The 17,069-nt window shown below is 65.6% G+C and carries 20 protein-coding genes and 1 tRNA gene; 7 read left to right on the forward strand and 14 right to left on the reverse strand.

The features are described 5' to 3' along the window. Positions 1-84: 84 nt before the first annotated feature. Complete coding sequence (gabT, locus tag ACYJSS_RS26235; protein WP_236205909.1) at positions 85-1,365, reverse strand: 4-aminobutyrate--2-oxoglutarate transaminase; 1,281 nt, start codon at positions 1,363-1,365, stop codon at positions 85-87. 176 nt (positions 1,366-1,541) lie between these two features. Beyond that, a complete protein-coding gene (gene gabD, locus ACYJSS_RS26240) occupies positions 1,542-2,993 on the reverse strand; it encodes an NADP-dependent succinate-semialdehyde dehydrogenase (protein WP_236205910.1) in 1,452 nt (483 codons plus the stop codon). Between the two features lie 320 nt (positions 2,994-3,313). On the opposite strand from gabD, the gene ACYJSS_RS26245 reads away from it, so the two are divergent. Beyond that, positions 3,314-3,390: transfer RNA gene (locus tag ACYJSS_RS26245), tRNA-Arg, on the forward strand. 105 nt (positions 3,391-3,495) lie between these two features. On the opposite strand, the gene ACYJSS_RS26250 is transcribed toward ACYJSS_RS26245, so the two are convergent. Beyond that, positions 3,496-4,386 (reverse strand): LysR family transcriptional regulator, encoded by an 891-nt coding sequence (locus tag ACYJSS_RS26250; protein WP_236205911.1) that lies wholly within the window; start codon positions 4,384-4,386, stop codon positions 3,496-3,498. A gap of 92 nt (positions 4,387-4,478) precedes the next feature. On the opposite strand from ACYJSS_RS26250, the gene ACYJSS_RS26255 reads away from it, so the two are divergent. From ACYJSS_RS26255 to ACYJSS_RS26280, 6 genes are all read left to right on the forward strand, one after another. Continuing rightward, positions 4,479-5,258 carry an SDR family NAD(P)-dependent oxidoreductase gene (locus ACYJSS_RS26255; protein WP_236205912.1) on the forward strand — a complete coding sequence of 260 codons (780 nt, stop codon included), beginning with the start codon at positions 4,479-4,481 and terminating at the stop codon, positions 5,256-5,258. A gap of 32 nt (positions 5,259-5,290) precedes the next feature. Next, the gene (locus ACYJSS_RS26260) at positions 5,291-6,046 is read left to right on the forward strand and encodes an SDR family NAD(P)-dependent oxidoreductase (protein WP_236205913.1); all 756 of its coding nucleotides are present in this window, start codon (positions 5,291-5,293) and stop codon (positions 6,044-6,046) included. A gap of 119 nt (positions 6,047-6,165) precedes the next feature. After that, the gene (locus ACYJSS_RS26265; RefSeq protein ID WP_236205914.1) at positions 6,166-6,474 is read left to right on the forward strand and encodes a hypothetical protein; all 309 of its coding nucleotides are present in this window, start codon (positions 6,166-6,168) and stop codon (positions 6,472-6,474) included. Between the two features lie 46 nt (positions 6,475-6,520). Continuing rightward, a complete protein-coding gene (locus ACYJSS_RS26270; RefSeq protein WP_236205915.1) occupies positions 6,521-7,252 on the forward strand; it encodes a hypothetical protein in 732 nt (243 codons plus the stop codon). An 83-nt stretch (positions 7,253-7,335) separates the two neighbouring features. Beyond that, positions 7,336-7,680 carry a helix-turn-helix domain-containing protein gene (locus ACYJSS_RS26275; RefSeq protein ID WP_236205916.1) on the forward strand — a complete coding sequence of 115 codons (345 nt, stop codon included), beginning with the start codon at positions 7,336-7,338 and terminating at the stop codon, positions 7,678-7,680. A 190-nt stretch (positions 7,681-7,870) separates the two neighbouring features. Beyond that, positions 7,871-8,173, forward strand: a complete 303-nt coding sequence (locus ACYJSS_RS26280) for a hypothetical protein (RefSeq protein ID WP_236205917.1) — start codon at positions 7,871-7,873, stop codon at positions 8,171-8,173. A 21-nt stretch (positions 8,174-8,194) separates the two neighbouring features. Here ACYJSS_RS26280 and ACYJSS_RS26285 read toward each other — a convergent pair whose 3' ends face one another. The 11 genes from ACYJSS_RS26285 to ACYJSS_RS26335 form a co-directional block, all read right to left on the reverse strand. Continuing rightward, a complete protein-coding gene (locus ACYJSS_RS26285) occupies positions 8,195-8,728 on the reverse strand; it encodes a type II secretion system protein M (RefSeq protein WP_236205918.1) in 534 nt (177 codons plus the stop codon). Continuing rightward, complete coding sequence (gspL, locus tag ACYJSS_RS26290; RefSeq protein ID WP_236205919.1) at positions 8,725-9,831, reverse strand: type II secretion system protein GspL; 1,107 nt, start codon at positions 9,829-9,831, stop codon at positions 8,725-8,727. The genes ACYJSS_RS26285 and gspL overlap by 4 nt, the downstream gene beginning before the upstream one ends. 2 nt (positions 9,832-9,833) lie before the next feature. Continuing rightward, complete coding sequence (gspK, locus tag ACYJSS_RS26295) at positions 9,834-10,811, reverse strand: type II secretion system minor pseudopilin GspK (RefSeq protein ID WP_236205920.1); 978 nt, start codon at positions 10,809-10,811, stop codon at positions 9,834-9,836. Next, positions 10,808-11,530 (reverse strand): type II secretion system minor pseudopilin GspJ, encoded by a 723-nt coding sequence (gene gspJ / locus ACYJSS_RS26300; RefSeq protein ID WP_236205921.1) that lies wholly within the window; start codon positions 11,528-11,530, stop codon positions 10,808-10,810. The genes gspK and gspJ overlap by 4 nt, the downstream gene beginning before the upstream one ends. Next, positions 11,527-11,916 carry a type II secretion system minor pseudopilin GspI gene (gspI, locus tag ACYJSS_RS26305; RefSeq protein WP_236205922.1) on the reverse strand — a complete coding sequence of 130 codons (390 nt, stop codon included), beginning with the start codon at positions 11,914-11,916 and terminating at the stop codon, positions 11,527-11,529. Before gspI ends, gspJ begins: the two co-directional genes overlap by 4 nt. 2 nt (positions 11,917-11,918) lie before the next feature. Then, complete coding sequence (gene gspH, locus ACYJSS_RS26310; RefSeq protein WP_275672244.1) at positions 11,919-12,485, reverse strand: type II secretion system minor pseudopilin GspH; 567 nt, start codon at positions 12,483-12,485, stop codon at positions 11,919-11,921. Beyond that, positions 12,482-12,913, reverse strand: a complete 432-nt coding sequence (gene gspG / locus ACYJSS_RS26315; RefSeq protein WP_275672243.1) for a type II secretion system major pseudopilin GspG — start codon at positions 12,911-12,913, stop codon at positions 12,482-12,484. Before gspG ends, gspH begins: the two co-directional genes overlap by 4 nt. Before the next feature lie 4 nt (positions 12,914-12,917). Next, on the reverse strand, positions 12,918-14,132 hold the full coding sequence (xcpS, locus tag ACYJSS_RS26320; RefSeq protein ID WP_111261375.1) for a GspF family T2SS innner membrane protein variant XcpS: 1,215 nt from the start codon (positions 14,130-14,132) through the stop codon (positions 12,918-12,920). After that, positions 14,133-15,650: a type II secretion system ATPase GspE gene (gene gspE, locus ACYJSS_RS26325; protein WP_111261376.1), complete on the reverse strand. Its 1,518-nt coding sequence runs from the start codon at positions 15,648-15,650 to the stop codon at positions 14,133-14,135. Between the two features lie 241 nt (positions 15,651-15,891). Beyond that, positions 15,892-16,293, reverse strand: coding sequence for a hypothetical protein (locus ACYJSS_RS26330; RefSeq protein ID WP_111261377.1), 402 nt, complete (start codon positions 16,291-16,293; stop codon positions 15,892-15,894). A 1-nt stretch (position 16,294) separates the two neighbouring features. Then, positions 16,295-17,062 carry a hypothetical protein gene (locus ACYJSS_RS26335; protein WP_111261378.1) on the reverse strand — a complete coding sequence of 256 codons (768 nt, stop codon included), beginning with the start codon at positions 17,060-17,062 and terminating at the stop codon, positions 16,295-16,297. Positions 17,063-17,069: the final 7 nt, after the last annotated feature.

Consider the following 17,069-nt stretch of genomic DNA (forward strand, 5'->3'; position numbering starts at 1 on the left):
TTGAACACCGCGAGGTGTAGGCCTTGATCCAGGGCAAAAAAAGACCCGCCGAAGCGGGTCTCAAGTACGCCTGGCTGGTGAGCCTCAGGCGAGTTCGTCGAAGCACTCGGCGACAATGGCCAGGCCTTTGTCGAGCTGCGCATCGGGAATGGTGACCGGCATCAGGAAGCGGATGACGTTGTAGTAGGTGCCGCAGGACAGCAGGATCAGGCCCTTGTCGCGCGCCTTGGCGACGATCTTGCCGACCAGCTCGGCGGCCGGCTTGCTCTCGTCGCCGCCTTCGAACAGTTCGATGGCGACCATGGAGCCGAGGCCGCGGACGTCGCCGATGACCTTGTGCTTGGCCTGGATTTCACGCAGGCCGGCCTTGAGGCGTTCGCCCACGGCCTGGCTGCGCTCCAGCAGTTTCTCTTCGTCGAACACCTTGAGCACGGCCAGGGCCGCGGCGCAGGCGATCGGGCTGCCGGCGTAGGTGCCGCCCAGGCCGCCGGGAGCGATGGCGTCCATGATCTCGGCCTTGCCGCACACACCGGAGATGGGGAAGCCGCCGCCGACGGATTTGGCGAAGGTGGTCAGGTCCGGGATCACGCCCAGTTGCTCGGTGGCGAAGAAGGTGCCGGTACGGCCCGCACCGGTCTGCACTTCGTCGGCGATCAGCAGGATGCCGTGCTGGTCGCACAGGGCGCGCAGGCGCTGCATGAAGGGCTTGGAGTTGACGTAGAAGCCGCCTTCGCCCTGCACCGGCTCGATGATGATCGCGGCGATGTCCTGGGGCTGGGCGTCGTTCTTGAAGATGCGCTCGATGCTGGTGATGGAGTCGTCTTCGCTCACGCCGTGCAGCTCGCAGGGCGCCAGGGCGCGGAACACGCCACCGGGCATCAGGCCCATGCCGGCGGAGTACGGGACCACCTTGCCGGTCAGCGACAGGGTCATCATGGTGCGGCCGTGGTAGGCGCCGGTGAAGGCGATCACGCCGGCGCGGCCGGTGGCGGCACGGGCGATCTTCACGGCGTTCTCGACGGCTTCGGAGCCGGAGGTGACCAGAAGGGTCTTCTTGGCGAAGTCACCCGGTACGCGCTTGGCGATCTCTTCGCAGAGCTCGATGTAGGGCTCGTAGGCCAGCACCTGGAAGCAGGTGTGGGACAGCTTGGTCAGCTGCTCCTGGACGGCGGCGACCACTTTCGGGTGCAGGTGGCCGGTGTTCAGCACGGCGATGCCGCCGGCGAAGTCGATGTACTCGCGGCCTTCCACGTCCCAGACGGTGGCGTTCTCGGCGCGCTCGGCGACGACCGGGTGGATCTGGCCCACGCCACGGGGGACGGCGGCGGCACGGCGTTGCAGCAGGGATTCGTTGGTCTTGCTCATGGGTTCCTCACGGCCGCTCATCGGGCGGCGCAGCTTCAAGGATGAATGCCCCCGGCAGGTTGCAGCGCAGCATTCGATGATCGACTGCGCGGGCCTGCCGGAGGCTCGATATGGTTCATGGGTACCGCTGGGGCGCCGCGCGCTCTTTCGCGCCTTGCCCCGTCTTTACATCGGATTCAGATACCGCCGAGGCAGAGGTACTTGATCTCCAGGTAGTCCTCGATGCCGTACTTGGAGCCTTCGCGACCCAGGCCCGAGGCCTTGATGCCGCCGAAGGGCGCCACTTCGTTGGAGATCAGGCCGGTGTTGATGCCCACCATGCCGTATTCCAGGGCCTCGGCCACGCGGAACACGCGGCCCAGGTCACGGGCGTAGAAGTAGGAAGCCAGGCCGAACTCGGTGTCGTTGGACATGGCGATGACTTCGGCCTCGTCCTTGAAGCGGAACAGCGGGGCCAGCGGGCCGAAGGTCTCTTCCTTGGCCACGGCGGCGGTTTTCGGTACGTCGACCAGGATGGTCGGCTCGAAGAAGGTGCCGCCCAGGGCGTGGGGCTTGCCGCCGGATACGACCTTGGCACCTTTGCTGACCGCGTCCAGGATGTGTTCCTGGACCTTGGCCACGGCCTTCTCGTCGATCAGCGGGCCGGTGGTGATGCCCTCTTCCAGGCCGTTGCCGATCTTCAGCTTGGCCACGGCGACCTTCAGCTTCTCGACGAAGGCGTCGTACACGCCGTCCTGCACGTACAGGCGGTTGGCGCAGACGCAGGTCTGGCCGTTGTTGCGGTACTTGGAGATCAGTGCGCCGTCGACGGCGGCGTCGAGGTCGGCGTCATCGAAGACGATGAAGGGCGCGTTGCCGCCCAGCTCCAGGGACACCTTCTTGATGTCCTGGGCGCATTCGGCCATCAGCTGGCGGCCGATCTCGGTGGAGCCGGTGAAGGACAGCTTGCGCACGATGGGGTTGCTGGTCAGCTCGCCACCCACTTCGCCGGCGCTGCCGGTGACCACGCTGAACACGCCTTTGGGGATGCCGGCGCGCTCGGCCAGCTCGGCCAGGGCCAGGGCGGAGTACGGGGTCTGCGAGGCGGGCTTGAGCACCATGGTGCAGCCGGCGGCCAGGGCCGGGCCGGCCTTGCGGGTGATCATCGCGGCGGGGAAGTTCCACGGGGTGATGGCCGCAGTGACGCCGATGGGCTGCTTGATGACGATCAGGCGCTTGTCCGGCTGGTGGCCGGGAATCACGTCGCCGTAGATGCGCTTGGCTTCTTCGGCGAACCATTCGATGAAGGAGGCGGCGTAGGCGATCTCACCCTTGGCTTCGGCCAGCGGCTTGCCCTGCTCGAGGGTCATCAGGCGACCGAGGTCGTCCTGGTTCTCGATCATCAGCTCGTACCAGCGGCGCAGCTTGTTGGCGCGCTCCTTGGCGGTCAGCGCGCGCCAGGCCGGCAGGGCCTTGTCGGCCGCTTCGATGGCACGACGGGTCTCGGCGGTGCCCATCTTCGGCACGGTGCCGAGGATCTCGCCCGTTGCCGGGTTGTTGACCTTGATGGTCTGGCCGCTGTCGGCGTCCAGCCAGGCGCCATCGATATAGGCTTTCTGGCGGAACAGGGTGGCATCTTTCAATTGCATCGCTGTCTCCTTCACACCGGTTACAAGGAGCCGGGGGCACGTTGTTTTTGTTCGGCCAACACGGGATTGACCAGGAGGGGGATCCGATTGGAACGGCCTGACTTGGCGTTTGCAAGGGGCGTTTGAAATCTCAAACGAATCCTAGGGCCAGAGGGGGTAAAGGGCAATAGCCTGTTCGATAAAACAGACGAAAAAGGGAAAATTTTGCAGGTTTTACTGTGCAGAATCGAGCACGAGCGTCATTTTCGTTCGAAATCACGAACATTCGTGCCAGCGTGGACGCTGGCAGCCCATGCAGGTATCATTGCGCGCCTCTCCAAGCATCCGTAGCTCAGCTGGATAGAGTACTGCCCTCCGAAGGCAGGGGTCGTGGGTTCGAATCCCGCCGGATGCGCCAGATCGATGTCCCGACCGTCCCATGACGGTCGCGGCACCCCGGAAAGCCCGCCTCGCGCGGGCTTTTTCGTTTCCGCCGTTCGGCGCGCGCATCGCATCGCGGCGCTCACGCCCGGCCCGGCTCGGTGCGGGTCTGCTCACGCAGCAGTTCGAGGTAGCGCCTGGCTGCCAGCCCGAGCGGGCGGCTCTTCAGCCAGACGACATCGACCCACAGCCGCATCTGGTTGGCCATGTCGGCGAACGCGACGTGCTCCAGCGCACCGGATGCGATCAGCGGCTGCACCAGCGGCTGGGGCAGGTAGGCCCAGCCGATCCCCGCCTGCACCAGGCCCAGTGTGGCCAGGTAGCTGTCGGTCAGCCAGACCCTGTGGGACAGCACGATCTGCGGGTCCGACGCCTTGGGGTCGCCAAGCGCGACGACGATCTGCCGGCGTTCGGCCAGGCCGGATTCGCTCAGCGCCGCCTGGCTGTAGCCGGGCGCCGCGACGGCGGCCAGCAACTGGCTCCCCGCCTCGACGAAGGCCTCGCGCTCGTCGATCCCCGGGCGTTCGAACACCAGCGCCAGCTGCACGCTGCCCTCATGCAGCATGCGCGTGGCATCGGCCTGGGCAGCGGAGCGGACTTCGATCTCCAGCGTCGGGAACTCACGCGCCAGCGTCGACAGCGGCTGGCTCCAGGCGCCGCTCTGCAGCTCCGGCGCCATGGCCAGCACCAGGCGCGGCTCGAGCCCGGCATGCAGCTGCAGGGCGTGCGCGTCCAGCAGGTTGAGCTGGCCCGCCACCTGCCGCGCCTGGGGCTCCAGCGCCCTGGCCGAAGCCGTCGGCAGCGCCCGGCGGGAGGAGCGGTCGAACAGCTCCAGGTCCAGCTCCGCCTCCAGTTGGGAAATCGCCATGTTGACCGCCGACGGCACACGCCCCAGGGCCCTGGCAGCCGCCGAGAACGAGCCGGCATCCAGCACGGCGAGGAAGACTTTCAGGGATTCGCTGGTGAAGGCCATAGGGTTGTCAGTTCTGCTGATAACGGTTGTCTTTTTCTATCAGCTAAACGCCTTTAGCTTCCAGCTCAAGACAGCCATGCGGGAGAAAAACCATGTCCGAACCAGTATTGATGGGCCAGGTAGCCCTGGTCAGCGGGGCCGGCAGCGAATCGGGGATCGGCATGGCCATCGCGCGGCGCCTGGGGCGTGCCGGCGCGAAGCTGATCGTCACCGCCAGCAGCGCGCGCATCGCCGAGCGGGTGACCGAGTTGCGCGCGGAAGGGTTCGACGCGCAGGGGCAGGCAGCGGACCTCACCGACGAAGCCGCCGTGCACGCGCTGCTCACCTGGGCGCAGGCGCAATGGGGACGCATCGACATCCTGGTGAACAACGCCGGCATGGCGATGCAGGGCAGCCCGGAACCCTTCGCCGAGGTGGCGGGCATGAGCCTGGAGATGTGGAACCTGTCGCTCGCGCGCAACCTCACCACCGCCTTCCTGCTGACCCGGGGCGTGCTGCCGGGCATGCGCGCCCGTCGCTACGGCCGCATCGTCAACATCAGCTCCACCACCGGGACCCGCGGCAGCAACCCGGGCGAGGCCGCCTACAGCGCGGCCAAGGCCGGGATGCTGGGGATGAACATGGGGCTGGCGCTGGAAGTCGCGCGGGAGGGCATCACCGTCAACTCGGTGGCCCCGGGGTGGATCGCCACCGCCTCGAGCACGCCCGAAGAGCAGCATGCGGCGCAGTTCGTCCCCATCGGCCGGGCCGGCCGCCCCGAGGAAATCGCCGCAGCCGTGGCCTTTCTCGCCTCGCCCGAGGCCAGCTACATCACCGGCGAAGTGCTGGTGGTCGACGGCGGCAACTGCCTCGTGGAAAACAAGGCGCCCTGAGCGCAGCCCTTAGCCATGCGAGAGAACAGCCCATGAATCCTGTAGTCCTGATCACCGGTGCCGCCGGCGGCGTCGGCCGCGCGTTGGTGGAACGCTTCATCCAGGGCGGCTGGCGTGTGTTCGCCACTGACCAGAACGCTCCCTCACTCCAGGCCCTGGCCAGCGAGCAGCCCCTGGCCGGCCACCTGGCCGTGGACATCCGCCAACCCAGCGCCTGCCGCGAGGTCGTCGAGGCCGTCATCGCGGCGACCGGCCAGCTGGACGCACTGATAAATGCAGCAGGCGTGTGGCGCGAAGGGCCGGTCGAAACCTGCTCGGAAGAGGATTTCGACCTGGTCCTGGACGTCAACCTGAAAGGCACCTTCTTCATGTGCGCAGCGGCCATCCCGGCGCTGCGCCAGAGCCGGGGCAGCATCGTCAACATCTCCAGCGACGCCGGGCGCCAGGGCAACCGCAACGCCGCCGCCTACTGCGCGAGCAAGGGCGGCGTCACGCTGCTGACCAAGACCCTGGCGCTGGACCTCGCGCCCGATGGCGTGCGCTGCAATGCGGTCTCCCCGGGCGACATCGAGACGCCGATGCTGAAGTTCCAGGCGCAGCGCTACAGCAACGGCGATCCACAGGGCTACTACCGCGAACTGCTGGCCAAGTACCCGCAAGGCGCCGACGCGCGCTTCATACAACCGGCCGAAGTGGCCGAGCTGGCCTACTTCCTCTGCCAGCCGGCCGCCGCCTCGATCACCGGGGCCGATATGGCGATCGACCGTGGGGTGTCGGCGGGGAACTGACTAGCCGGCGCCACGAGCGTGCCCCGGTCACGCAGCGCCCGGGGCAATCCGTAACCGCGTCACAGCCGTTGTGTGCGCAACATCGAGTGGGGTGACAGGAAGATCCTCAACGGCTATGAATGCTCAGCTACGCGGCAACGGCAGTACGACAGCCTGACAACCCACCGCGCCCTCTCGAAGGTAAACAGCTGAACATGGCAAGTAGCGACCTGATTCTCTACAGCACGGACGATGGTCTGGCACAACTCACACTGCGCGAACGGGATGGCCAGGTCTGGCTCACACAACTGGAAATGGCCGAGCTGTATCAAACCAGCAAGCAGAACATCGGCAAGCACGTCCAATCCATCATTACTGATGGGGAGCTGGCTGAAGAGGCAGTTGTAAACCAGAAGCTTACAACTGCCGCTGACGGCAAGACCTTCTAAGTCACAGAAATTACCCACTAATTGTCCTGTATCGGAGGCCCGACTGATGAGCAATAGAGGCTTCACGCTGCGAATCCTTGGCCACCGATACTTTTTCGGAATGCCGAATACCTTGGCAGACCAGATTACCGGCGGTATTGCAGAGCGCTTACAGACACCAATAGATGTTTTAGAAATAAGCGTTGAAGAAGATGGCTTTCTTTTCTTAACTGCCGACGATGCAGGTAAACCCAAGTATGAATTGAAGTATGAACCCAAAGAATTCCCCGGTTTCAAGCTACAGATACAAACCATGTCCCCTTCGTTTTGGGCAACCACACTAAAGCTCGACACCCAAGCATCCCTGAAAATTCTTCATCTCTTTTATCACTGGCTTAACCACAAATTCGCAGAGAGCGCCGAAGAATCAATCATAAAAGGTGAGTTAACCTTCGAAGATGTAAGAGAGATACGTAGCGAGGCTTTTCAAGTTCCCAGCTTTCAACGTTTTTTCTCCGAAAGCTTTGCTGCTGGCAATCTACCCAAGAGAACTAAAGGTAAAAGAAGAAAGCACAATTCAGACATAGAAGACCTTTACGCTCTCGCCTGCAGAATCTACAGAGAAACACCCCAACTGTCTTGGGAGGTAGCATGCTTCGAGGCAACAGTCAGACGTGCAGATCTGGTACCAGCCAGCTGGCGGAAAGACCCTGAGGGAAACCTCAAGCGAGAAGCTGCTCGATACTGGGACGATTCGCGATACAGCCAAAAAAGCTACCGGGAGAATAGGGACGAATAAGTCGACTTATCTGTCCCTGACCAACCTGCCTTATACCCACAAACTGCGCCCATGTTCTCAATACCACAGAGAGAGGCAACAACATGGCACGCAAGAATCAAGAAAAAACTGCATCACTCGTCTATAGCCAAGCTCAACAGACGCGTTTACTGAATCGACTCCAGCAAGGCCCTGTGGATACTCTCACCGCCAGGAGCGATTTAAACATCTTGATGCCCGCCGCTCGAATTAAAGAGCTGAGAGATCTGGGATACGACATACGTACGCAGCGCATTACGCTGATAGACAAGTATGGCCATACCCATCAAGGCATAGCGCTGTACTACATGCTCTCGGCAGAACCCGTTGCCAGGCCCACCAACCCCACCTATAGTCCGGCCCGTCACGGTCAATCCCGTGGCCGACCTTGGCCGGTCGATTGGATATAGGCGCACCAGCGCCAGAACGCGCATTGCAGGGGCTCTCACCACTGCAACGCCGCGTCATGGCAGTTGTGCGCGGGACACCTTCGGGTGTGCCGGGTCCTATATCCCCCGGTCGGCCAACCCGCGTACAGCTGCCACCCTTTCTGTTTGGCCGCAGGGAGTGGCAGCTCCGACCCGATATAGGAGCGTCACCATGCACACCGATCTCCCCTCCACCACCCCCGCACTCGTCCCCCTGACCGCCAATGCCGGCAACACACCGGTGCTGCTGCTCGATGGCAGTCAGCCCTACATCGAACTGCAAGATTGCGCCGAGATGCGCCTGAGCGCTGCTCGAGGCTTGATGCGGGGCTTGGCGAGCCTGTCACCACGGCAGGCTGATGATCTGGATCTAGATTTGGTGGGCATGGTCCACGCCGCCCACGTGCTGCTGACCGACGCCTGCGACCTAGTGGCCGCAGCGCACCTGGCCGCCCGGCGGGAGTCGCGTCGCTAGGCCCCCGCCCGGCCGCCACCGTCAGCCCCCCTGCCCCGCCACCATCAGCGTGAGCCGCGCATCCACCTTGCCGGTGGCCACCTTGTCGAGGCTGGCTTCGGTGAGGGTCACGCCGCGTTTGTCCAGCTCGGCCAGCCACTTCAGCATCGATTCGAACGATGCCTGGGTCAGGGTGACCAGCAGGCCGCCGTTGCCTTCGTTGTCGAAGCGTTCCAGGGTCAGCCCCTGCTTCTGCGCGGTGCTGGTGACCAGGCCCTGCAGCTGGTCGGGGGCGAGCTCCACCTGGGCGCTGGCGGCCTGGCGGCGGGCCTGCCCGGCGTTGGCCTGGATGTAGGTGAACAGCGCCTGCTGCTGTTGCTGGTAAGTACGGGCGCGCTCGACCCGGGCGGCCACCGGCGACCAGACCGCCAGGTAGAACAGCGCCAGGGCGAGGAAACCACCCAGCAGTTGCAGGGCCAGGCGATCACGCGGCGGCAGGTGCTGCCAGCGCTGCCACAGGGGGGATTGCTCCAGCCCTTCGCGCAGGCGCGTGCGGATGTCCGTCAGGGCGTTCATGCGCCACCTCCCAGTACCACGCGGGCGGTCACGCCCCCTTCCTCACGGCTGGCCGAACCCAGCTGCACGCTGAGGCCAGCCTTGACCAGGCGCTTGCGCAGCTTCTCCAGGTCGGCGAAATCCTTGGCGCGGACCTGCAGCGCCAGGTCGCCCCGGGTCTGGCTGTAGTCGACGTTGGTCACCGTCAGCGCCGACCGGGCCTCGGCGATGGCGCTGGAAGCCTGGTCCAGCAGGCTGATGAAGCCGCCCTGCGCGCGGGTGCCCTGGCTCAGGTGTTCGGCGAACTGGGCCTTGAGGTTGACGATGCGCTTGTCCTCGGGGAACAGCTGGCGATAGAGCGCGTGGCTGGATTCCAAATAGGCATCGCCACTGCGCTCCAGCAACCAGGCCTGCACCAGGTTGAAGGCGAGCAACAGCACCACGGCGACACCGGCCAGGGCCGCGAACGGGCGCCACACCGTCCAGGCGCGGTTCTCGCTGCGCGGCGCGAACTCGCCCTGGGCGAGATCGATGGCGCCGCCGCGACCGGCCGCCAGCAGGCGGTAGGGCTCGGCCTCTTCACGTGGCTGGGTATCCGCCGCGCACAGGGCGCCGAGGGCCGGCCAGTGCGCGAAGGGGAAGGCCAGGCGCGTCTCGCAGGCGCCGCCCAGCAAGGCGCGCTCGCCGATCACCAGCAGCTGTTCGCCGTCGCGGGGCAGCAGGTCCGCGTCCATATGGATGGCGGCGACCTTCACGCCGAAGTCTTCCAGCTCCTCCAGCCAGGCGGCCAACTGGGCACGGCGCAGCACCAGCACCGGGTAGCGGCCATCGGCCAACTGGGCACCCAGGGCCAGGTGGAACAGCTCGACATCCTCGGCGAGCATTTCCTCCACCGCATAGGGCAGCGCCTGGTGCATCAGCCGCGCCTTCTGCGTCGGCAGGCCCACCACGAAGGCACTGGCCGCCTCCATGGGCAGCACCAGCGCCACCGGCCGCCCCTGCAGCAGCGCGGCGCATTCGGCCAGCGGCAGGCTGTGGCCTTCTCCGGTCGCCTCCTGCCAGTGCACCTGGCACGCGGGGCCGAGGACCGCCCCGCCGGAGGGCGGGATGAACAGGCAATCCATGATCATTCTTCCTGTGGTTCGAGGGGCGCCTGGGCCAGGTAGCCCGGCTGCCCGAGATCACGCTTGAGCACGCGGACCACGCCCTTCGGGTCGCGCTGCAGGGTGCTGAGCAACACCACCTTGCGCTCCCCCAGGCGCACTTCGCTGCGCACCTGGAAATAGGCGCTGCCCACCCCCAGCCCCGCCGCGCGCACGCCGGTGCCGGCCATGGCCGGCTGGTCGAGGAAGCTGCGGATGTCCTTGAAGCCTTCGCGCCCACGGCCGCTGAGCAGCGACTGGGCGGCGGCCGGGTCGAGGTTGTCGGCGAGGCAGGAGAGCACCAGGGGGCTGGCGGTGTTGACGTTGAGCGGCACCCTGGCCGGCAGCGTGGAGACCCAGGGGGCGAGCAGGCGGTAATCCTCCTCGCTCATGTCCAGCAGCAGGCGCAGTTCGGAGACGTCCTGCAGCTCGCGGCCGGCGGTGCGATAGGGGGGTTGGGCCAGCAGGTACTGGTTGTCCTCGGCGCCGTATTCGCCGCTGGGCTCCTGGTCCTTGTCCAGCCAGTCCACCAGGCGGTCGGCGTAGGGCTTTTCGATCTTCAGGCGCAGCAGCAGGCGGTTGAAGCGCTCGACGGAGAGCTTGTCCACCTTGTCGCCCTGCACCAGGCTGTTGAGGTTGAAGCGCCCGGCCAGGTCTTCGATGTGCACGCCGATCTCGCCCTGGTCGATGGGGAATACCGGCAGCGGCCGGGCCCAGTCTTCCAGGGGGTGGTCGATGGGTGCGCGCGGGTCGCTGCCCGGCTTCTTCAGGTCACGCAGCAGCACCGACTGGCCCAGGGCCTCGCCGCCCAGGGCGTAGTGCCAGGCCTGCTGGATGGCGATGCGGTTGGCGGCGCCACGGATCGACAGCTGCTGGCGGAGGATGAGCCCCGCGCAGATGACGGTGACGATGGAGACCACCAGCAGCACGGTGACCAGGGCGACGCCCCGCTGGCGGGTCATGTGCCCTTCTCCTTGCCGGCATCCGGCTTGGGCTCGGGGGTCGGCTTCCTGTCGTCGTCGGGCGTGGCGCCGCCTTCGCTGGGCTGTTCTTCGATGCCCATCTCCGGCAGCCGGTAGAGCCGGGTCAGCCCGCCGTAGTGGCGGTGCTCCAGCTTGAGCTCGACCGCCACCGGCAGGCGCCCACGGGCCTTGGCCGGGTCGGAGTCGCCCAGGCTCGGCGGCCACTGTTCCTGCCACTGGCCCTTGTCGTCGAGGTAGCGCAACTCCACCGAGCTGACGCCTTCGAGCACCTTCTGCACCCGGGGCGGGCTGTCCACCGCCTGGTCGAGCACGGACCAGTACACGCGCTCCAGGGTCGAGCCGGCCAGGCGCCAGCGCACCCGCTGCAACTGGGAGCGGGTGCTGCCCAGCGGGTTGCGCCAGCCGGCGCGGCTGAATTCGAGGGCGGCGGTGCCGTCGGTGGCACCCAGCTCGCCCACCAGGGCACCGCGTTCGTCGCCGTAGGCGTCGCGCACCACGCGCGGCAGTGCCTGGCCTAGGTCACGGTCGATGGAGGCGAAGGCACGGCCCAGTTCGCGCAGGGATTTCTCATGCTCGCGGGTCACCTCGTCGGCCTTCATCACCGTTGCCAGCATGCGGTAGGTGCCGAGGCCGAGCAGGGCGAAGATGCCGATGGCGATCATCACCTCCAGCAGGGTGAAGCCGCGCTGCCGGTTCATCCACGCACCGCCAGGAAGCCGGTGATGCTGAACACCGAGCGCTCCTTGATCGGCGCGCTGGCGCCGCGCTCGGGCTTGGGCGCCACCCAGACGGTGACGCGGCGCAGGCCCTTGTCGCTGGTGGCTTCGATCTCGCTGTGGGTCTCCCACTGGCGGCCGCCGTACTCCAGCACCTTGTCCTCGCGGCCTTCCGCCGGGGTGGGCTGGCGGATCTGCAGTTCGGTGACGCGGTTGTCGGCGATCCAGCCGGCCAGGGTCTTGTCTTCCAGCTGCCCAGCGACGATCAGGCTGCGGCTGGCGGCGGTCAGCACCGAGGCGGCGACCGTGGCGAAGATGGCCAGGGCCACCAGCACCTCCAGCAGGGTGAAGCCACGGGCGCGGCGCATGCTCATCGCTCCCTGGCCTGCTCGGCGCTGGGCAACTGGTAGCCGTCGCTGGCCAGGGCGTAGGCGTTGCCGTCGGCGCGGCGTTCTTCCAGGCGCAGGCTGAAGGGCGTGAGCTCGCCGCTGGAGAGGATCAGCACCTGGGGCACGGGCTTTTCCTTACGCGCATCCTGCTCCGGCTCGTCCTTGGCCAGGCCGGGGCGGCTTTCTTCCTTCACCTTGGGCTCGGGCAGCTTGAGGGCCTCCCCTTCCAGCTCCAGGCTCAGGCGCATCCAGGCGGCGGGACGGCGTTCCGGGCGGGTGGCGTCATCGGCCCAGGTACCGGAGGCGTTGTCGTAGGCCAGCACCCGGTAGCTTTCGGCGGTCACCAGCAGGCCGTATTCGCGGCCGTCCAGCACCGCTTCGTCGGCGAGGATGGCGATGGTCGCCGCCAGGCGCTCGGCCTCGTCGCGCAGCTCGCGGCCGCTGCTGGCATTGCCGTTGGCGAGCACGGCCACGCTGACCAGGCAGCCGATGATCACCAGGACCACCAGCAGCTCGATCAGGGTGAAGCCGCGCCCGCGCTCCATCAGTTGTCCCAGTTACCGATGTCGGCATCGGCGTCGGTGCCGCCTTCCTTGCCGTCGGCGCCGAAGGAGTAAAGGTCGTAGGCGCCCTTGGTGCCGGGGGCCAGGTACTGGTAGGGGTTGCCCCAGGCATCGACCGGCAGGCGCTTGAGGTAGCCGTCCTTGTTCCAGTTCTTCGGCTGCGGGTTGCCGCTGGGCTTCTTCACCAACGCCTCCAGGCCCTGCTGGGTGCTGGGGTAGGCGAAATTGTCGAGCTTGTACATGTCCAGCGCGGCGCCGATGGCCTTGATGTCGCCCTTGGCGACGGTGACCTTGGCCTGGTCCGGGCGGTTCATCACCTGGGGCACCACCAGGGCGGCGAGGATGCCGAGGATGACCACCACCACCATGATTTCGATGAGGGTGAAGCCTGCTTGCGTACGGCCTGTTTTCACGCGGTTACCCCACGAGCTGGTTGAGGGAAAGGATGGGCAGGAGGATGGCGAGGACGATGACCAGCACCACCGCGCCCATGAACACCAGCATGAAGGGCTCGAACAGCCCCACCAGCATGGCGATGCGGGCGGCCAGGTCGTTCTCCTGGTTGCGCGCGGTGCGGGCCATCATCTGGTCCAGCTCGCCGGACTTCTCGCCGCTGGCGATCATGTGCAGCATCATCGCGGGGAACTCGCCGGTCTGCTCCAGGGCGCGGGTCAGGCTGCTGCCTTCGCGCACCTTCTGCGCCGCCACTTCCACCTTGGCGCGGATGGCGCGGTTGGCCACCACCTGGGCGGCGATGCTCAGCGCCTCCACCAGCGGCACGCCGCTCTTGGTGAGGATGGCCAGGGTGGAGGCGAAGCGCGCGGTGTCGGTGGCGCGCACCAGGCGCCCCACCAGCGGGATGCGCAGCAGGATGACGTGGAAGCGCAGGCGCGCAGCGTCCCTGCGCAGCGACGCCTTGAGCGCGCTGATGCCGGCCACCGCCAGCAGCAGGATCAGCCAGCCCCAGTGCTTGACCACCTCGCTGGCGGCGATCAGGCCACGGGTCAGGGCCGGCAGCTCCTGCCCGGTGTTGACGAAGACCTTGACCACGTCGGGCACCACGTAGCCCAGCAGGAAGCCGACGATGCCGAGGGAAGCGCACATCAGGATCACCGGGTAGAGCAGCGCGAGCTGGACCTTCTGCCGCGATTGCTGGCGTTGCTCGGTGTAGTCGGCCAACTGCTCCAGCACCGGGCCGAGGTGGCCGGCGTGCTCCCCCGCCGCGACCGTGGCGCGGTACAGGTCGGGGAAGGCACTGGGGAATTCCTTGAGGGCACCGGCCAGGCTGTGGCCTTCGAGCACCTTGGAACGCACCGCCAGCATCATGGCCTTGACCCGGCCGCTCTCGCTCTGCGCGGCGACGGCACCGAGCGCCTCCTCGATGGGCATGGCGGCCTGCACCAGGGTGGCCATCTGCCGGGTGAGCAGGGCCAGTTCCATGGCCGAGAGCCCGCGCTGGAAACTCCAACGGCTGCCCACCGATTCCTGGCGGGTGCGGGTGGGTTTCACATCCAGCGGGGCGAGCTGGCGGTCGCGCAGCAGCTGGCGCACCTGGCGGGCGCTGTCGCCCTCCATCACGCCCTTCTTCTGCTGGCCCCGGCTGTCCAGGGCGATGTATTCGAAGGCAGCCATTTATTCTTCCCGGGTCACGCGCAGCACTTCTTCCACCGTGGTCACGCCTTCGAGGATCTTGCGCCGGCCGTCATCGCGGATGCTGGGGCCGCTGGTGCGGGCGTGGCGGGTCATCTCCTGTTCGGAGGCGCCGTTGTGGACCAGGGTGCGCATGTGGTCGTCGAAGACCACCAGTTCGTAGATGCCGGTGCGGCTGCGGTAGCCGGACTGGTTGCATTCGGCGCAGCCACGCGCGCGGTGGAGCGTCGGCGGCTGCGCCGGGTCGAGCCCCAGCACGCCGCACTCGGCGGCGTCCGCCTGGTAGGGCTCCTTGCAGTGGGAACAGAGCACGCGCACCAGGCGCTGGGCGAGCACGCCGAGCAGGGAGGACGACAGCAGGAAGGGCTCGACGCCCATGTCCACCAGGCGGGTGATGGCGCCGATGGCACTGTTGGTGTGCAGGGTGGACAGCACCAGGTGACCGGTGAGGGAGGCCTGCACGGCGATCTCGGCGGTCTCGCGGTCGCGGATCTCACCGACCATCACCACGTCCGGGTCCTGGCGCAGGATGGCGCGCAAGCCCCGGGCGAAGGTCATGTCGACCTTGGCGTTGACCTGGGTCTGGCCGATGCCTTCGAGGTTGTATTCGATGGGGTCTTCCACCGTGAGGATGTTGCGGGTGCCGTTGTTCAGCGTCACCAGGCTGGCGTAGAGGGTGGTGGTCTTGCCCGAGCCGGTGGGGCCGGTGACCAGCAGGATGCCGTGGGGCTTGCGCACGGTCTCCTCCATCTGCGAGCGGTCGCGCGCACTCATGCCCAGATGCTGCAGGGTCAGGCGCCCGGCCTGCTTGTCCAGCAGGCGCAATACCACGCGCTCGCCGTTGGCCGACGGCAGCGTGGAGACGCGGATGTCCACTTCACGCCCGGCCACGCGCAGGGAGATTCGGCCGTCCTGGGGCACACGCTTCTCGGCGATATCCAGCTTGGCCATGACCTTGATCCGCGACACCAGCAGCGCCGCCAGCTCACGCCGGGGCTGCACCATCTCGCGGAGGATGCCGTCGATGCGGAAGCGCACCACGAGGCGCTTCTCGAAGGTCTCGACATGGATGTCGGAAGCGTTCTCCTTGATGGCCTCGCCGAGGATGGCGTTGATCAGGCGGATGATCGGCGCATCGTCCTCCTGCTCCATCAGGTCTTCGGTTTCCGGCACCCGTTCGGCCAGGCTGGCGAGGTCGAGCTCATCGCCCAGGCCCTCCACCATCTGCATGGCGGCCGAGGAATCATGCTGGTAGGCCAGGCTCAGCGCGGCATCGAATGTCGCCGCGTCCAGCTCCTGGAACGCCAGGGGCCGCCCGACGAAACGCAACGCCTCCCCCACCGCCGCCAAGGCCGTGCCCGGTCGGTACACCAGCCGCGCCCCATCCACCCCGACCTGGACCAGCACGCCGTGGCGCTTGGCATAGGCGAACGGCAACCGACGCAGGCTGACGGCCTCGGCAGGGGAGTCGACGGGATCGAGAGGGCTGGCGCTGGGCATCGCAGAATCCATTGCGTTGGAGGCCGACGGACAGCAGGCGGAGTCCCGGCCTGCCAAAGCCTAGAGAGCCACCGCCCCCCGGGCGGGGAGCGATGGCACGGTGCAATTAAATCACAGATGAAGTGCCCGGGAATGGGCGGGAAAGCGAGGAATGTGGGGTGGTTCCGATGCCGGGAGATGGCGCGACGAATGGCGCGCCTGCACAGGCTACAAGCCAACTGTAAGACTGGGTGTGCGGAGCCTATTCGATCAGCTCGTGATACTCACACTCGATGGCCTCGTCTGTGACATTGCAACGATAGACCTCTTCATCCCCCTGTGATTCTCCCTCGAGATCCTCAAGCCCTACCACATCGAGCAACTGGAGCATGTCTTCCAGGAAGGTGTCGCCATGCGCCTCCATCTCCCAGGCCCAGGTGAAACGTCCATCCGCAACCGCAGCTCTCCTGAAGGAGCTGAAGAAGAGAGCGTACTTGGCAAGGGGCTGGAAGCATTCCAAGGCGTATTCATCCAGCCCGGCGAAAGCACTTTCCAGCTGCTGGAGCTCCATCCCTGCAGCCGCCTGTTCCAGTAGCGCAAGAATGATCGGATAACGGTCCGACGTTGCGTTGCCACTGATGCTTATGAAGTAAGGAGTAGCCATTTCAGTTCTTGACCAAGGCCCAGATGTCGAGCAGCAACTTAGGAGCGCTGCCTGTTTCTAGATCGTTCTTGAAGTCACTCAGGAAACGGGCACGGGTTTCAATATTGATATCAGGTCGGCGAGGGAACTTCCCCTTGTCAGCCATAAGCATCAGCTCTTTCATAGAGCTTAAAAAATGCTGCGAAAAAGAGCCGCTCCACACGCCCACTTGCTCAGCAAAGCCTATTCGCTTGCCTTGCAGCACCAAAGGAGACTTTCCAATAAATCTATAGAAGAAGCCCCAAGACGAGGCGAATTTACTCTCATCAAAACAGGCAGCATCCCAAGCTTCCCGGTTTTGAGATTTCAACCACGCCAGTACGCCGCTAATCCATGCTTCGAAATAAGCACCACGAAGACTGCAATTTTTTTCAAATTCCAAGAATTCAAGCAACTCGAGCTGCTGCTCGATGGCCAACCCCACATACAGGAAATCAGTCAGCAAAAGGGTATCGAGGCACGCCTGCGTGTACTCCTTGCCCAGCGATTCGGATACATGCTCGTTGCCATCATCATCTCGAAACCGCTTGCGCTGCTCCAAGATCGAAAACCACCGAGCCTGACTCTGCTCCGGATGCCAAAAAAGCTCTCTGACTTTTAGAAAATCGGGCGCGTCTTCCTCTACAACGCCGTCGAAATAGAGCGCCCGCAGCCGCTCAACTTCACCTGCGCTGCACCAATCAAAATAATCGGCACGTTCAAGTCGGGCCCAAAGCTCTTCACGGTTCATACGTGGT

Source organism: Pseudomonas sp. No.21, from assembly GCF_054558415.1.

Coding starts and splice junctions, on each gene's coding strand:
- gabT (WP_236205909.1), bottom strand. CDS start 1,365: ATGAGCAAGACCAACGAATCCCTGCTGCAACGCCGTGCCGCCGCCGTC.
- gabD (WP_236205910.1), bottom strand. CDS start 2,993: ATGCAATTGAAAGATGCCACCCTGTTCCGCCAGAAAGCCTATATCGAT.
- ACYJSS_RS26250 (WP_236205911.1), bottom strand. CDS start 4,386: ATGGCCTTCACCAGCGAATCCCTGAAAGTCTTCCTCGCCGTGCTGGAT.
- ACYJSS_RS26255 (WP_236205912.1), top strand. CDS start 4,479: ATGTCCGAACCAGTATTGATGGGCCAGGTAGCCCTGGTCAGCGGGGCC.
- ACYJSS_RS26260 (WP_236205913.1), top strand. CDS start 5,291: ATGAATCCTGTAGTCCTGATCACCGGTGCCGCCGGCGGCGTCGGCCGC.
- ACYJSS_RS26265 (WP_236205914.1), top strand. CDS start 6,166: ATGCTCAGCTACGCGGCAACGGCAGTACGACAGCCTGACAACCCACCG.
- ACYJSS_RS26270 (WP_236205915.1), top strand. CDS start 6,521: ATGAGCAATAGAGGCTTCACGCTGCGAATCCTTGGCCACCGATACTTT.
- ACYJSS_RS26275 (WP_236205916.1), top strand. CDS start 7,336: ATGGCACGCAAGAATCAAGAAAAAACTGCATCACTCGTCTATAGCCAA.
- ACYJSS_RS26280 (WP_236205917.1), top strand. CDS start 7,871: ATGCACACCGATCTCCCCTCCACCACCCCCGCACTCGTCCCCCTGACC.
- ACYJSS_RS26285 (WP_236205918.1), bottom strand. CDS start 8,728: ATGAACGCCCTGACGGACATCCGCACGCGCCTGCGCGAAGGGCTGGAG.
- gspL (WP_236205919.1), bottom strand. CDS start 9,831: ATGGATTGCCTGTTCATCCCGCCCTCCGGCGGGGCGGTCCTCGGCCCC.
- gspK (WP_236205920.1), bottom strand. CDS start 10,811: ATGACCCGCCAGCGGGGCGTCGCCCTGGTCACCGTGCTGCTGGTGGTC.
- gspJ (WP_236205921.1), bottom strand. CDS start 11,530: ATGAACCGGCAGCGCGGCTTCACCCTGCTGGAGGTGATGATCGCCATC.
- gspI (WP_236205922.1), bottom strand. CDS start 11,916: ATGCGCCGCGCCCGTGGCTTCACCCTGCTGGAGGTGCTGGTGGCCCTG.
- xcpS (WP_111261375.1), bottom strand. CDS start 14,132: ATGGCTGCCTTCGAATACATCGCCCTGGACAGCCGGGGCCAGCAGAAG.
- gspE (WP_111261376.1), bottom strand. CDS start 15,650: ATGCCCAGCGCCAGCCCTCTCGATCCCGTCGACTCCCCTGCCGAGGCC.
- ACYJSS_RS26330 (WP_111261377.1), bottom strand. CDS start 16,293: ATGGCTACTCCTTACTTCATAAGCATCAGTGGCAACGCAACGTCGGAC.
- ACYJSS_RS26335 (WP_111261378.1), bottom strand. CDS start 17,062: ATGAACCGTGAAGAGCTTTGGGCCCGACTTGAACGTGCCGATTATTTT.